Source organism: Sphingobacterium sp. UBA5996 (genome assembly GCF_002429765.1).
Lineage (GTDB): Bacteria > Bacteroidota > Bacteroidia > Sphingobacteriales > Sphingobacteriaceae > Sphingobacterium.
In genome coordinates, this window is record NZ_DJAS01000023.1 from 239,512 (window position 1) to 254,953 (window position 15,442).

The window sequence follows — 15,442 nt, forward strand, 5'->3', positions numbered from 1 at the left end:
GCAAGCCCATCATATCTTGATGTATTAATCAAATAATGCAATAGGATTTTGCCACAACGTTATCCGTTGCGCCACCACCAAGCTTTATTTGATACAGTTATTATCATTGTTATTTTTATTAATACAAATATGGTTGATAGAATTATAAAATGCAAGTGTTTTTATTGAAAAATTTTTAAGAAAGCATCATTACCCTCCTATTGCTTATAATTATGCTATACAATATAGTGTCAAAAGACTACTTGAATTTTTCTTTGATAGCGATATTTAAATAAGTGATATAAAATGACCTAGGTATAAGAGCTTAAGAGAAATTAGTAAAAAACAAAATGGGCTTTGTTATTGCCTTTAGAGACTAATGTGAGCGATGCAATTTTTTTATCACGAATGACTACAGCAAATACAAAACGTTTGAGATATTTGACAAAGTAAACTTGCTGCGGATCAATACCTTCTAGATCTATATCGCTTGTTTCTTTCCTTCCCGCTTGATCAAAGCTGAGATATTCCAATTTTTCAATATCCTTACTTTGTATATTTATCCTGATTTCGTCGATACTCGCCAATAAGTACTCCTGCATATCTTCTTCTTGTTTTTCTGATGTTATTAGGTCTTGACTTAGAATAACATCGGTAGCTAGATTATGATCATGTAGACGTTGGACAAACCTTTTTAAAACAACAATATTTTTATTGGCAATTTGTTGTTCTTGCGCAAATGAGCTTTGGCAGACCATACAGCTTATAAACAAAAACAATAATAGCTTTAATTTTATCTTCATACCTATGAGACTTGTCTTTATTAAAATGGATTAAAACTATAGCATAAAAACCTTTGTGAGACACCATATGAGCTACACTGTATCGTCTACGAATGGCAGGAGCAGCCTTTAATAAAAAACGCCTTTATTTTAAAGGCGTTTTTTATTTTTTAGTATTCATCTTCATTGAAGAAGAAATCGTCTTTTGTTGGATAGTCGGGCCAAATTTCTTCGATATTTTCATATGGCTCGCCATCATCCTCAAGAGATTGTAAGTTTTCAATCACCTCAACAGGTGCACCCGAACGAATAGCGTAATCGATTAATTCATCTTTTGTTGCTGGCCACGGTGCATCTTCTAGATGCGAAGCTAATTCTAATGTCCAATACATATAAAAACAATTTAAGTTCTCTATTTTCGCAAAACTATGATTTAATTTAACTTAAGCAAGTAATTTGCATGTTATTTTTGAGGGATTAATGTAAGTTGTTGATTTATAGTTTTATAATATTTTTAAATATTCTCGAAATCACTTCCCTTTTCATTTAAAGCATTCAATCTTGGGGACACTGATTTAATATCGGGGTTAGGATAATCATTTTCAATCAGCCCATCCCGCATACGTACAATACGGTGTGCATGTAACGCGATATCTTCTTCGTGTGTGACTAGAATGATGGTATTACCTCTAGAATGAATTTCTTCAAGTAGGCCCATAATTTCAATGGACGTTTTGGTGTCGAGGTTTCCTGTTGGCTCATCGGCAAGAATAATGGATGGATCGTTAATTAGTGCTCTTGCAACAGCAACACGTTGTCGTTGTCCTCCCGAAAGTTCATTGGGCCTATGGTCCATACGATGTCCTAAGCCCACGCTTTCTAGTGCAGCAGTGGCTTTTTCTTCCCGCTTAACCTTAGTATACCCCGCATAAATAAGCGGGAGAGCTACGTTTTCAAGTGCTGTATTCTTAGGTAAAAGATTAAATGTTTGAAAGACAAAACCAATTTCTTTATTTCTTACTTCCGCAAGTTCATCGTCAGTCATCTCGCTAACATTAATTCCATTGAGGATGTAATCTCCCCGGCTTGGTGTATCCAAGCAGCCAAGAATATTCATTAACGTGGATTTTCCTGAGCCCGAGGGCCCCATTAAGGCGACAAATTCTCCTTTATGGATATTGAGCGTTACAGAGCTTAAGGCATGAATTGTTTCAGCGCCAATCTGGTATTCTCTGGCAATATCCTTGATTTCGATTAAGATCTTTCCTGACATATTTTTTGGAGATTCTCTAGGTTATGAAAATACGATTTATTCTTCATAATCCAATAGGATTGCATTTTCTCATAGACCACTTTCTCCAATTCTGCTGCATTATCATCGTTAAAATCTTTGGTTTCTATCGGATTGAATACATGTATTTTAACAATTCCTGGTCGAGATCCCCTTTTCGAACCGTCATCGAAGAAGATATCCCAGGCATTTTCGATAATAATTGGAACCGTGGGTACATCGTTCTGAATCGCGATACGAAAGGCACCAGATTTAAATTTGTGTATCTGAGGTGGAAAACTATCGTCAATTTTTCCTTCTGGAAAGATAACGACACTTCGGCCATTTTGCACAAGTTCATTGGCGCGCTGGAATGCCTTGAATGACGATACTTTACTTCTTCTAGTGACGGGGATGTCTATTGTTTTGAAAAAAATTCGTGTCACCGGATTTTTAAGTAGTGAAGCTTTTCCGATAAATGAAAAAGGGGCGGGGCACAAATAGGTGAGGGCTGTTATATCCAGGACTGAAGTATGATTGGGACACAGTACCATGGAACGGTTCCAATCTATTTTTGATTCATAGCTGACTTTAAAAAATACACCGGCCAGCGCCGACCCACCAACTGATACCCAGCGCCTCATCCGCGCAATTTTGGCATAGTTTATTTCGGGACGCAGTGCTAAAAAATAGATATAAGGGAAAAATAAGACGAAAACAAGGAGAACGCTGATAAAGTACCAATACCGATGGATTTTTTTAAGCAATAGGATCATACAAGTCAACTAATTTTGACCTAAAGTAAAGAAAGAAAATGGATAATTAATTACCCATTTTCTTTTTTAGTCTACTGTGAAGCCATATTTTCTGTAAATGAACTTCGCTGTCGGCGATTTCATGAATTTTAAAAAGTCATCGGCAGCCCGGGGATGTGGCGCATTTTTTAACTTAGCAGCAACGTAGCTAGCATTGGTGTTGTAAGCATCCGGAATGATAATTCCTTCAACAGGATGACCAATGAGTTTTTGGTATACTACTTCTGAAGTCCAGACTGGAGCCGCGTCTGCCTGATTGTATAATATCCGCATAGGGCTCTCGCGATGGTGAATCTTGGTTAGGTAAGTACTGCCATCTTTGACCTTATCTTCCATGATTTTCTTGACGAGCTGTTCGCCGCCCGCTTTTTTATAGGATGCTTTGATCTGTTCACCGATTCCTTCCCATTGAGGGTTAGGCATGCTGATACGAATATTTTCCTTTCCCAGATCATTCAATGTGCTTACATTGCCAGGATTTCCTGCTGGAACCATTAAACAGATATTGTTGTAGCAGTAAACCTGTGTATAGCTGAAATAATCTGCCATTTCATTGATCGCTCTTTTACTTGCGGTATAAATATCTGGCTTATGTGTAAGGCGTAGATTACCTATCGTGATTGATCCGCCTTTAATCTGCTTAGCTAAAATGCCTGGTGGGAGAGTTTCAACAAAAATACGCTCGTATTGTGGGTATTCTTTTTTGAATGATGCAACTAGATCATCGACCACCATAAATTGATTGCCCGCGAAAAAAACGGTAAGCTGCGGATTTTCGATATCACCATATAGGTCTGGAATATTGTCTATCCCGGGTACCGTAAAATTCAGCGCTGATTCGGGTGGATTATTCCAAGGTGGGTCAAAACGATGCTCTTGTGCTTTAGTTTCCTGGGCTCCCAATAATGCGATTGTTAGACCAAGCAGTAGAAAATTTTTCATTATACTTATGGTTTAACGATAACCCAACCTTCATTTGCTCGTAAGATTAATTCACCATTGCCACTGGGTACGTAGCCTATAAAATCAAATAGCTCTTCTTTGGCAATATGTTTCTCTTCCAAAGTGTTTAAGCATTGGGCTATGATAACACCTTTCTCTACCAGATCCTTCAATGGTTTCTCATACTGACTGTTCTTTTTTAAGTAAGCTTCTGTACCACCAGAAAATGCAACTAATTCAACCTGCAAGTGCCCCTTTAATCGCGGGTCTTTTAATACATTGTTAATATTACGGATTGCTTTTTCAATTGTTTTTGGATCATTACTGTCCAACTGATAGATCGCTTTATACGTTTTTTTCTTTGCAACAGCACCAGTGTATTGCTGATTATTGAGCAACAATTTGTTTTCCTGTGCTTTCGCTTGTATAGTCGTTATCGCTAAAAGAATACAAGCGATTGTAAATTGTTTTTTCATATTTATTATTGATTTAATGGGGTGTCTATGGTTAGAAATTATAAGGACCGCGTTTATGTTGTTCTATGCTTATGTTATCGTCGTACGGGGGGTATGGGCTGTCTTTGGGCTTTCTGTTTAGATTGGGATAGTCCAATTGCTTATTTGATTTTTGGGGCCTATCGAAAGAATTGATATATGCTGCGACATCATAGGCCTCATCGTCCTTCAATTGCGGCGCGTCATAAGTTGCGCCCAAAGGCATATTAGCTTTGATAAAACGGGTAGCGGTAAGTAATCGTGCCATTCCAGCACCATCATTGTAGCTATCTTTTCCCCATAAGGGAGGATATTGATATCCTTTTCCAGCCGCTTGTGGAAGTCCTTGTCCATCCTTTCCATGACAGCTTGTACACTTGTTCTCAAAAACCAGCTTACCATGTTTCAAGTTTGCAGCGCGGTTGGGAATATCCATTTTAATAAATCCTTGACCTGCCAGCCGACCCTTGTTAACGGTATTTACGCTAATATTCTTAATATAGGTGACGATAGCTCTCATCTCTTTGCTGTTTTCTGGTATGGCTCGGCCGTTCATGCTTCGCTCAAAACAACCATTAATACGTTCTTCGAGTGATTCAATCTTATTTTCCCGTGCGATATATGTTGGGAAAACATTCGTGAGACCAACATATGGAGCCGCAAAAGCTTTTGTGCCACCATTGAGATGGCAGCTGCTACAGGAAAGCTTGTTCCCTATTTTGACTTCCCCATCATAAAAATAATCGTAGGTTCTTTTAATTAGATGTTCACCATAACGGACCATTTCGCCCTCGGGATTATCATTGAAGGAAATTCCTTTGAATTGGGAAACGTGGGTAACAAGCGAGTCGTTGCGTATTTCAAGAGAATCTGGTTCTCTTTGATGTCCCTCATATTTTAACGGAAATACACATAAAGTTGTACACGTAATGATCAATGCGACAATGATCCAGCTTAGGGCTTTTAAATAATTTGTCAGACTTTTATAATCCATTACACTAATTTATTTGTACAAATCTAGTTGCCTCAACCCCGAAATTAAAACCCCGTTTTTTTATGAGATATAACCTTTAGTTATAACCCGAAGTTTTGTCGCAGGCAGAATTGTAGAAACTGATTAGGCGTGCCCGAAAGACCTCCATACAAATGGGTAAAATAAAAGTAACGTTCTATTGTCAGTTGTGGAATATCGATAATGGTCAGCAAATTATTTAATACTTCTTTTTGCACTGTATGAATAGACAAAAAAGCGAAGCTGTTGCGACGGGCTAGGTAGCCTTTTATACTCTCTGTTGAAGGTAAGATCATTTCTATATGTACTGTTGATAAGTTAATGCGATTATCTTTTAGTGCGTTCTCAATAATTGTTCGTGTCCCCGAACCTTGTTCGCGTAGTACCAAAGGCAGTCGTGTCATGTCTGACAATGCAGGTTTTTTTAATTGTGCTAATAGTGGGTTTTTGCTATTTGTGACTAGGACGAGCTCATCCTTCATAAAAGGAATATATTTCAGGGCTCTATTGTCTGTAGAACCTTCAGTAATACCTAGGTCCAATGTTTTATCGATAAGTTGTTCTTCAATGCTGCGGCTATTGGATTGAAAAGACTCGATGCGATTGTTAGGATATTGCGTTAGAAAGTCGGCAAGTAAAGCTGGTAAAACGTATTGAGAAATAGTTGTACTAGCCCCTAAAATAAGTTTTCCTTTTCGGCCTTCCTGCAATTCTTGTATTTCTTGGCCAGCCTGATTATACAGCGTAATAATCTGTTGGGCATATTTATATAAAATTTGACCTGAATCAGTGAGGTTGAGGTTGTTTCCCTTTCTTTCGAAGAGCGGTACTCCGAGTTTCTTTTCCAGTTCTTGGATATTTTTGCTTACTGCAGGTTGCGAGATGAAAAGTGCCGAAGCAGTTTTGGTGAAATTAAGGTGTTGAGCTGCAGTATAAAAAACAATTAAGCGAAAATCAAAATCCATAAAACGATAAAAGGTTATTTCTAAAATTTAAAAATAACCCTTTATCTAATGAAAAACTAAATTATTTACTTAGTTCTGCGTAATATTTATGAAATAATGGAATTGTTGAAATTCCCATGAGATAATTCTCAATACCATATTTTTCATTTGGCGAGTGTAGGTTGTCGCTATCCAAGCCAAAGCCCAAAAGCACTGTTTTTAAACCTAGTACTTCTTCAAAAAGAGCAACGATTGGAATAGAACCGCCGCCACGGGTAGGGATAGGCTGAACACCAAATGTTTCATGCAGGGCTTTTTCTGCAGCTTTGTAAGCGACGCTGTCAGTCGGTGTCACAACTGGTTCACCACCATGGTGAGGTTTGACCTCTACCTTCACATAATCTGGGGCAATAGCTTCAAAATGTTTTTTGAAAAGTTCTGTAATACGTTGGGAGTTTTGGTTTGGCACAAGGCGCATGGAGATTTTTGCATTCGCTTTCGAAGGCAATACGGTTTTGGCTCCTTCACCAATATATCCACCCCAAATACCATTTACTTCTAAGGTTGGGCGAATACCGGTACGCTCTAGTGTCGTAAAGCCTTTCTCTCCCCAGACATTTTGAATACCAAGGTCTGCTTTGTATTCTTCAATGTCAAAAGGCGCTTCATTTAATGCTTTGCGTTCTTCGGCAGTTAATTCGACAACGTCATCATAGAATCCTGGAATAGCGATATGATTGTTCTCATCATGTAACGACGCGATCAGTTTTGCTAATATTGTCGCCGGATTGGCAACAGCTCCTCCATATACGCCGGAGTGTAGATCTCTGTTCGGACCAGTAACTTCCACTTCGACATAAGAAAGCCCACGTAAGCCAGTTTCTAAGGAAGGTTGCTCCATGCTAATCATCGATGTGTCCGAAATAACGATAACATCAGCTTTCAGTCTTTCTGTATTTTCTTTAACGAAGGTACCTAAATTGACTGAGCCAACTTCCTCTTCACCCTCAATCATAAATTTGACGTTACATGCCAAGGCATTATTTTTAATCATGTATTCGAAGGCTTTTACATGCATATAAAATTGACCCTTGTCGTCGGCAGAACCACGCGCATAAATTTTGCCATCACGGACTGTCGGTTCGAAAGGAGGGGTATCCCACAACTCATATGGATCAGCAGGTTGTACGTCGTAATGCCCATAAGTCAATACAGTAGGTAGCGCCGGGTCAATAATTTTTTCTCCATAAACGATTGGATTACCAGCAGTAGGACAAACTTCTACATTGTCGGCTCCTGCTTCACGCAATTTCTGAGCAACAAATTCAGCGGTCTTCTCCACATCTCCTTTAAATTTAGGATCAGCACTTACTGACGGTAAACGCAATAAATCAAACAACTCATCTAAAAAACGTTGCTTGTTTGCTTCTACATATTCTTTAATGTTTTGCATATTGTTTGTGTTTGAAACAAATTTACACAAATGAACACATTTAACTCAATTTGTTGTAACCTTTTCGGGAATGACGGTGACTAATGAGTAAACTAATTCAAATAATTATGGAAAAGCAATCAGTAGCAGCCGTTTTGGGCGTCGGATTATTTACGTGTATTACCTTGTGTGTTTATTTTATTATGCGTTATCGGAGTACCGCAGTACATGTTCCCGGCGAGAGCAGAAAAAGGGAGCCTATAGATTGGCAAAAGCCGGGGATTTTGGTTCTAGGTATCGGAATTGGTTTATTCATTGTCGGTGTATTGGACAATTATATCAAGACTGATTTGCCGGATTCACTCGCCGTAGCAATTTTGATTATTTCTGCAGGGCTTGCAATGATAATTGCTAACCGATTGGATAAAAAACGCGATATTTAACCCACCAATGGATGAGATCTATATTCGGAAAGTTCTGTCAGGTGACGTGGAGTCTTATCGTTATTTTATAAAAACGTATCAGGATATGGCATTTTCTGTCGCTCTTTCTATTGTAAAGGAAGAGCATTTGGCAGAAGATGCCGTTCAGGAAGCATTTATAAAGTGCTATCAATCGCTGTCATCCTTTAAAGGAAAATCCAAATTTAGTACCTGGTTTTACCGGATTGTGGTGCATGTGGCTTTTAATGCCATTCGCCATAAGAAACTAGACATGGTCAATTTTGATCTATCCCATCATGACACGTCGCATGAGGATTCTGTATTGGATGAAATCATCGAACATGAACGAAAAGAAATGATCAACGATGCACTCACTATCCTGCCTGCCCGGGAGTCTGTTGCGTTACGCTTATTCTATCTCGAAGAACAGTCGATGGATGAAATTCAGGAAATTATGGGGTGGACATTAGCAAATACAAAAGTGATCTTGCACCGGGGCCGTAAAAATATGCACATCATATTGAGTCAGTTAATTAAAAAAGCAGAATATTATGGATAAGCAGCATGAAAAATTCAGTAAGGTTATGCAAATGAGCAAAGTAGAAGTGCCATTCGGCGATTTTGAACAACGGATCATGGGTAGTATCGCAGCACTTGAGAAAAATAGAGAGAAAGCGCTGTCAAATAAAAAATATGCAATTACATTTTTTCTCCTGGGAACCGTTTGCGGAATCATGTTGAATAACTATCTCATGGCCAAAATTGAACTGGCAGACATAAACCCAAATATTAAAAATTATAGTGGGATAGCTTGCCAAATATCTTTTGCCGTGTTGATATGTTTCTTCTGTCTCCAGTTGTGGCAGTTGATCTATATGCAACAGAAGAAACATTATCCATTATCGTAAAAAGTCTTTTTTTGGTGGAATATACAGGATCTGAGTTTTTGCGAAATGGACTTTCTTGTTTCCGTCGATTACTAGAGCTAGATGCGAGAATCCATCTTTCAAGAAATAAAATTAAATTTACTGTAACAAAACATTGGTTTTATCTACTAATGTTATATTTATAATAATTCACTATCCAACAATTTTATGAGAAGAGTTTTACAAATGCTCTTATTTTTTATTTTTGCTATTCCTGGTCTGGCTTTAAGTCAATCCAAGATTGCTGGAAAAATAAGTGATGTAAAGGACCAATTAAAGTTATCAGACGCAACAATCATGCTGTTGACTGCTAAAGACTCTATATTAACAGGCTTTACAAGATCTGACGAAAATGGTCTGTTTTCCTTAGCCAAGCCCGATACAGGATCTTATGTGCTCATTGTGAGTTATCCCAAGTATGGCGATTTTTATACGGAGATTCAACCTGGTGTGGATTACTCCAGATTGGCTATTGGTATGACAAATACAGCTACATTATTACAAGAGGTTATTGTTACTGGCCGTATTCCGATTACAATTAAAGGCGATACCACAGAATATGATGCCGGTAGCTTTAAAGTGGAAAAAAATGCCAAGGTCGAAGATTTGCTAAAAGCTTTGCCCGGAATCACCGTTGATGCGTCCGGAAAGATTACTGCACAAGGTAAAACAGTGAAGAGAGTATTGGTAGACGGAGAGGAGTTTTTTGGCGACGATCCGACCTTGGTGACGCGCAATATCCGATCGGATATGGTGGATAAAGTTCAGGTTTACGAGAAAAAATCAGAACAGGCCGAGCGAACTGGGGTGGATGATGGTCAGCGTGAGCAAACCATCAATGTTAAGTTGAAGGACGGTTCCAAAAACGGCATGTTTGGGAAAGCACTTGTTGGAGGGGGGACCGACGACTACTATATGGGGCAATTGATGCTGAACAAATTTAAGGGAGCACAGAAAATATCCTTATATGGGCTTTTTGGTAACAATGGTACAACGAGCATGAATTGGCAGGATGCACAAAAGTATGGTGGTGATTCGGGGGTATCTTATGGTGAAGACGGATCGATGAGCTGGTCCAGTTTTACAGATCCTTTTTCAGGAGAAGGGGTAGTTGGTGTACCTAAGGCTATAAATTCGGGCGTTAACTTCTCAGATAAATTTGATAAGGATAAACATACAGTTAACATGAATTACAAATATGGACGATTGAGCAGCGATGGAAATGATGAAACGATTATGAGCGGTTTGATCAATAACAAATCAGTGAAGAATGTTGATACTGAAAATGACCAGCATCGTGCCAATCTGAAATATGATCTGAAATTAGATTCATCAAATCTGCTGACCATACGAGGTGGAGCATCAAGAAAGAATCTTTGGTCAGATAACAAACGTGAAGCTTATCAGTTTGGCCAAGACGCAGATACAACCATTGCCGAGAATACAAGGGAATTGGTGAAAAATAACATCAACGAGTTCAACTTTAGCGCCTATTTTACCCATAAATTCAAGAAAAAAGGACGCTCTTTTACATTTGATGGTCAATGGAAAAGAAATGAAATGAAAGGTACTGGGCATCTCAACTCCGATCTGAGAAATTATGGACTAAAAACAGATTCATTGACAGATCAAAGTAAGGTGCGCAATAATACAAGCGATGTGCTGAGTGCTTCAATTTCCTATACCGAACCCTTATCCAAAATTTGGAATCTTGTTGTCGGAACAGGAATTGAGCAGAGCAACAGTAGTTCTTTAGTGGAATCTTTCAATAATGATGGACAGGGGAATTATAATCAATTGGACCGCCGGTTCAGTAATAACTATGATTTTGATCGCAACAGTAGTCAATACAAATTAGCCATAGTTCATACCACTGAAAAATTTAAGTTCACGGTTGCTAACAATTTCAATAATGACAAACTGAAACAGTTCAATAACTATACGATCCAAGGGATTACGAGAAGCTACTTTACGTATAATCCAAATGTAAGTGCAGGCTATTCTTTTACGAAAAGTAAGGGTTTATGGCTGAACTATACCGGTAAAAATCAATTGCCTTCCATGAGTCAAATTCAACCGATCTTAGATAACTCAGATCAGATTAACCGTTATTTAGGGAATGAAAACTTAAAACCATCATTTAGGAATTCATTGAATTTGAATTATAACTCTTTCCGTGTATTGAGTGGAAATTATCTCTATGTCGGAGGTAATATTTCTACAGAAAAGAATCCAATTACGCAGAATATTGATACGCTAAAAGGAATAAACACTTATACTTGGAATAATGTGGTGGGCAAAACAAATACTTCCCTGAATGTCTGGTCTGGAGTTTACTTCAAATTGAGTAAAAAACTAGGACTGTCAAATTCACCACAGTTTTATGTGAATATGAGTGACAACTATAATATGTTCAATCACCAATTGAATAAAGTAAATACGACGAATTTCAATTTTACGTATAATTTCAAGAGAGATACCAAAACTGGTCTAAATTTCGATCTGAACTTTAGTCCACAATATCGTTTGATGAAATCAAGTTTGGAACGCAATACCAACAGCAACGGTTTTGTATTTGCTTCCAATGGAAGTGTGGAGTATTTTTTCAACAAAACATTTAAGGTTTATACCAATTATACTTACTCCTATGAAGCCGCTACAAAAGCATTTGACGAGAAGTTTGAGCAGTTTCTGTTGCATCCGGGTGTGAGTAAGAAATTCTTGAAAGACGAATCATTGGTCTTGGATTTTATGATCAACGATATTCTTAATCAGAATAAAGGCTTTAGCCGCTCGGCATCGACTTCTGTCTTCACCCAACGCCGGTATGATACGATACGCAGATATTATATGCTTAAACTATCATGGGATTTTACAAAAATGTTTTTATAAAATATTAAGCAAGATACAATGTTAAAATATATCTTTTTTCTCCTTTTCTGTTGTTCTGCCCTAGGTTTAAAAGCACAGTACGTGCTATTTGGACGAGCTGGGACTATTTCCTACGACAAAACGATGTACATGAAGAATATCGTGACTAAAAAATTTATCAGTAAGGCCGATAATAACTCAAAGCAGTTTTTTGAGCGTATAGTACCTAGGTTGCCGGAAAGTGCGATATTGAAGAAATCTCTGAAATTCAATACTACAGAGACTTTATTTGAATCTATAAAAGATGATGGGCTGGACGCTGAGATTAAACAGTACATTATGATGCTTGCATTGGATTTTGATGCAACAACACTTTCCAATATGCTTAACCGATCGTTTTTGAGATATAACGATATAGTAGGTGAGAAAATCATCGTTCAGGACTCGATGAAGCGTATCAAGTGGAAAATCACAGATGAGTATCGCGAGATTGCAGGGTATAATTGTAGGAGGGCCAATGGTATTACACCAGACTCTATTTATGTCATTGGCTACTATTGCAATGAAATTCCCATCAGCGGCGGTCCCGAATCTATCAATGGTCTGCCTGGGATGATTTTAGGGTTAGTGGTGCCAAGTCAGCACGTTTCCTATTTTGCAACAAAAGTCGAATTTAGTAACACCGTTGTGATGGATAAAAAGAAGTTAGAGAACACTAAAGTGAAACGTTTGTCAAGAAAGGCGATGACCGATCAGTTTACAAGTGTACTATCTGAGCACATGAATAAAGAAACTGTTCAATTTATTATGGAACTTGGCAATTTATAAACATTGCAAAATGCTGTTCCAATAATAATTACCTTTTTGTCAGCTAACTTGTAATACAAAGTAAAAACGATGGAGGGGAAAAGGTCTAAGAGAGACTGCAGACTTCTAAAAAAAGGCCTTTCATTTGAAAGGCCTTTTTTATGTTAACTCCGAAAAAGACTATTTTCCGTCGTTTTTCTTAGCAGTTACTTCGTTACGAATTTCTTGTGCTAAAGTTTTGATTTCTTGTAATCCTTTACGTACACGTGTACCAGCTGCAGAATTACCATTGTTGAAGAACTTGTCTGCATCAGCTTCGATAGAAGCTACTAACTCTTTTAATTTTACGTAGTTTTCCATTTTTTTATAATTATAATTTTAGTTTTTATGGTTTTTCCTAAACACTCCTTAAATATACAAAAACGAATCAAATAGAAAATAAATTTCGTTTTTTTTATTCGAAAAAGCTGAAAAAACTATTCAACAATCTTTAGTTCGTCAATAATGTTGGTCGCCCCTGCAAATTTATCGATGATAAATAATACATAACGAATATCCACTGAAATTGTACGTTGTAGCTTATGGTCAAAGATTACATCACCAGCCATTGCTTCAATATTACCATCAAAAGCTAGGCCAATTAATTCGCCATTACCATTTATTACTGGCGACCCGGAGTTTCCGCCTGTTATATCGTTGTCACTTAGGAAGTTTACTGGTAAATATCCTTTTTTGTCCGCATAGCGACCATAGTCCTTATTATTATACAGGTCAATTAAACGTTGTGGTAAATCAAACTCCTCATCACCTTTTTTGTACTTTGCAATGGTACCTTTTAATGTCGTGTAAAAGTTCTTGTCAGCATCGTTACGCGGATCGTTTGGTAAGCCTTTTATCGAACCGTAAGTTAACCGTAAAGTACTGTTGGCATCCGGATAGAATTTACCTTTTGGATTCGAGGCCAATACCCCGGCAACATACTTACGATAAGCAGCTTCAAATTTGTCGTCCTGGATTTTCCAGTTAGGATCGGTTTGACGATATCTATTGAGTAAAGCTGAAGAAAGTTTATACAATGGGTCATTTGCCAAGATTTCAGCATTCGGAGTGTCCAAGTAATTGTTCAGGCGTTCAGCCGAAGCGAAGATGCTGTTCTTCACAGCTTCTTTGACAAAAGCTGTAAAGTCGCCATTGTTCTTAGCTGCCAATTCTGCAATATATGGTGCTATATTTCCAGCCTTTTTAGCATACAGGTTCAATTCGTCAATCAATACTTGCTCTTCAAGAGGCATGTACATCTTTTCATAACCCGCATCTATGGCAGATTTTAAACGTGGGAGAATTGCATTCCTTTGCGCTTCGTCTCCAGCAGTATATACTTCCAATCCGGATCCGATTGAATAGGGAAGAGCTGCAATCGCACTGGAACGCAACATGCCCATTAAATAGTTGTCATGTCTAGCTTTATCGTTCGTTGCTGCATAAAACTCATTGATTGTCTTGATGACATCACCATATTCGGCTTTATTTGCAGTTTTATTGGCCCATTTGTCAAATTTAGCCTCGTCTTTTGCTTTTGCTTCCGCCGTTTTATGCAATGTCAAAGCGTCAATCATCCCTTGACGATTTTTCCAGTAATTCGCTACTTGAGAGTATTTAGACGCGTAGTTCAATTTGACCGCTTGATCTTGATCCATAAATTTTTTCATCGCATCCATACCAGTTTTAGACGCTTCTACCCAGGCTGGATAGGCGAATTTCACATTCTGATTGATCCCTCCTGAAGGCATCCAACGGTTTGTACGACCAGGGTAACCTAAAATCATCGCAAAATCTCCTTCTTGAACACCTTTTAAGCTTACAGGAAGGAAATGCTTAGGTTTCAAAGGAACATTGTCTTGTGCATACTCTGCTGGATTCCCATTCTTATCAGCGTAGACACGGAAAATTGAGAAGTCACCAGTATGACGTGGCCATTCCCAGTTATCGGTATCACCACCAAATTTTCCAATGCTATTTGGAGGGGTTCCTACCAACCGAACGTCATTGTAATCTTGGTATACAAAATAATAGTACTCGTTGCCTTGGTAGAATGATTTTACCTCAACTACGTACTTCCCGTTTTCGCTATTTTCCTTTTGGATTTTAGCCGTCTCAGCTGCGATGATCTTTTTACGTTCATATTCAGACATTTTGTTGTTCACCAGACCTAAGATTCGCTTGGAAACATCATCCATACGAACAAAAAAGCGAACCGACAGAGATTTTGGCTTTAGTTCCTCAGATTTGGATTTGGCCCAAAAGCCATTTGTCAAATGATCATTTTCCGGCGTAGAAAGTTCGGCAATGGCACCATATCCACAATGGTGGTTAGTAAATACCAAGCCTTGGTCTGAAACGATTTCTGCTGTACATCCGCCGTTGAATTGTACAATTGCATCTTTTAGACTAGAGTTGTTAATGCTGTAGATTTCTTCGGCACTTAAACGAAGTCCTTTTTTCTGCATATCTGACTCATTCAGACGCTTCAAATACATTAAAAACCACATCCCTTCGTCGGCAAATGCAGTAAAGCCTGTTGTTATGAACAACAAACACATCCATAATTTTTTCATATCAACCTGATAAAAAGTTTGTTTATACAGTACAAAAATGCTTTAATTCTCTTAAAAACCAAAATATTAGACTTTATAATGTGCTTTTCGCCAATTTTTATGTCAATTAA

The 15,442-nt window shown here is 38.0% G+C and carries 16 protein-coding genes; 5 read left to right on the forward strand and 11 right to left on the reverse strand.

Annotation, left to right across the window (positions count from 1 at the left end; translation table 11 throughout):
• Positions 1-314: 314 nt before the first annotated feature.
• The 9 genes from B3E00_RS17950 to B3E00_RS17990 form a co-directional block, all read right to left on the reverse strand.
• The gene (locus B3E00_RS17950; protein WP_293939571.1) at positions 315-782 is read right to left on the reverse strand and encodes a hypothetical protein; all 468 of its coding nucleotides are present in this window, start codon (positions 780-782) and stop codon (positions 315-317) included.
• Positions 783-931: 149 nt separating this feature from the next.
• Entirely contained in the window at positions 932-1,153 is a 222-nt protein-coding gene (locus tag B3E00_RS17955) for a DUF2795 domain-containing protein (RefSeq protein WP_028072584.1), read from the reverse strand.
• 122 nt (positions 1,154-1,275) lie between these two features.
• Complete coding sequence (locus B3E00_RS17960; protein ID WP_209578591.1) at positions 1,276-2,034, reverse strand: ABC transporter ATP-binding protein; 759 nt, start codon at positions 2,032-2,034, stop codon at positions 1,276-1,278.
• Positions 2,016-2,807, reverse strand: coding sequence for a lysophospholipid acyltransferase family protein (locus B3E00_RS17965; protein ID WP_293939573.1), 792 nt, complete (start codon positions 2,805-2,807; stop codon positions 2,016-2,018). The genes B3E00_RS17960 and B3E00_RS17965 overlap by 19 nt, the downstream gene beginning before the upstream one ends.
• A 66-nt stretch (positions 2,808-2,873) precedes the next feature.
• Positions 2,874-3,788: a substrate-binding domain-containing protein gene (locus tag B3E00_RS17970; RefSeq protein ID WP_293939575.1), complete on the reverse strand. Its 915-nt coding sequence runs from the start codon at positions 3,786-3,788 to the stop codon at positions 2,874-2,876.
• A gap of 5 nt (positions 3,789-3,793) precedes the next feature.
• Positions 3,794-4,264 (reverse strand): DsrE family protein, encoded by a 471-nt coding sequence (locus tag B3E00_RS17975; protein WP_209578588.1) that lies wholly within the window; start codon positions 4,262-4,264, stop codon positions 3,794-3,796.
• Between the two features lie 31 nt (positions 4,265-4,295).
• A complete protein-coding gene (locus tag B3E00_RS17980; RefSeq protein ID WP_293939577.1) occupies positions 4,296-5,276 on the reverse strand; it encodes a c-type cytochrome in 981 nt (326 codons plus the stop codon).
• Between the two features lie 80 nt (positions 5,277-5,356).
• Positions 5,357-6,259 carry a LysR family transcriptional regulator gene (locus B3E00_RS17985; protein ID WP_293939578.1) on the reverse strand — a complete coding sequence of 301 codons (903 nt, stop codon included), beginning with the start codon at positions 6,257-6,259 and terminating at the stop codon, positions 5,357-5,359.
• A 61-nt stretch (positions 6,260-6,320) separates the two neighbouring features.
• On the reverse strand, positions 6,321-7,691 hold the full coding sequence (locus tag B3E00_RS17990; RefSeq protein ID WP_293879606.1) for a dipeptidase: 1,371 nt from the start codon (positions 7,689-7,691) through the stop codon (positions 6,321-6,323).
• 107 nt (positions 7,692-7,798) lie between these two features.
• Here B3E00_RS17990 and B3E00_RS17995 point away from each other — a divergent pair, with 107 nt between their 5' ends.
• The 5 genes from B3E00_RS17995 (at position 7,799) to B3E00_RS18015 (ending at position 12,738) form a co-directional block, all read left to right on the forward strand.
• Positions 7,799-8,113 carry a hypothetical protein gene (locus tag B3E00_RS17995; protein WP_293879607.1) on the forward strand — a complete coding sequence of 105 codons (315 nt, stop codon included), beginning with the start codon at positions 7,799-7,801 and terminating at the stop codon, positions 8,111-8,113.
• 7 nt (positions 8,114-8,120) lie between these two features.
• On the forward strand, positions 8,121-8,672 hold the full coding sequence (locus tag B3E00_RS18000; RefSeq protein WP_293879608.1) for an RNA polymerase sigma factor: 552 nt from the start codon (positions 8,121-8,123) through the stop codon (positions 8,670-8,672).
• The gene (locus tag B3E00_RS18005; RefSeq protein WP_293879609.1) at positions 8,665-9,021 is read left to right on the forward strand and encodes a hypothetical protein; all 357 of its coding nucleotides are present in this window, start codon (positions 8,665-8,667) and stop codon (positions 9,019-9,021) included. Before B3E00_RS18000 ends, B3E00_RS18005 begins: the two co-directional genes overlap by 8 nt.
• A gap of 186 nt (positions 9,022-9,207) precedes the next feature.
• Entirely contained in the window at positions 9,208-11,931 is a 2,724-nt protein-coding gene (locus tag B3E00_RS18010; protein ID WP_293939579.1) for an outer membrane beta-barrel protein, read from the forward strand.
• An 18-nt stretch (positions 11,932-11,949) separates the two neighbouring features.
• The gene (locus tag B3E00_RS18015) at positions 11,950-12,738 is read left to right on the forward strand and encodes a GLPGLI family protein (protein WP_293879611.1); all 789 of its coding nucleotides are present in this window, start codon (positions 11,950-11,952) and stop codon (positions 12,736-12,738) included.
• 159 nt (positions 12,739-12,897) lie between these two features.
• Here B3E00_RS18015 and B3E00_RS18020 read toward each other — a convergent pair whose 3' ends face one another.
• Both B3E00_RS18020 and B3E00_RS18025 read right to left on the reverse strand, forming a co-directional pair.
• Positions 12,898-13,077: a hypothetical protein gene (locus B3E00_RS18020; RefSeq protein ID WP_046674057.1), complete on the reverse strand. Its 180-nt coding sequence runs from the start codon at positions 13,075-13,077 to the stop codon at positions 12,898-12,900.
• 116 nt (positions 13,078-13,193) lie between these two features.
• Positions 13,194-15,332, reverse strand: a complete 2,139-nt coding sequence (locus B3E00_RS18025; protein ID WP_293939581.1) for a S46 family peptidase — start codon at positions 15,330-15,332, stop codon at positions 13,194-13,196.
• Positions 15,333-15,442: the final 110 nt, after the last annotated feature.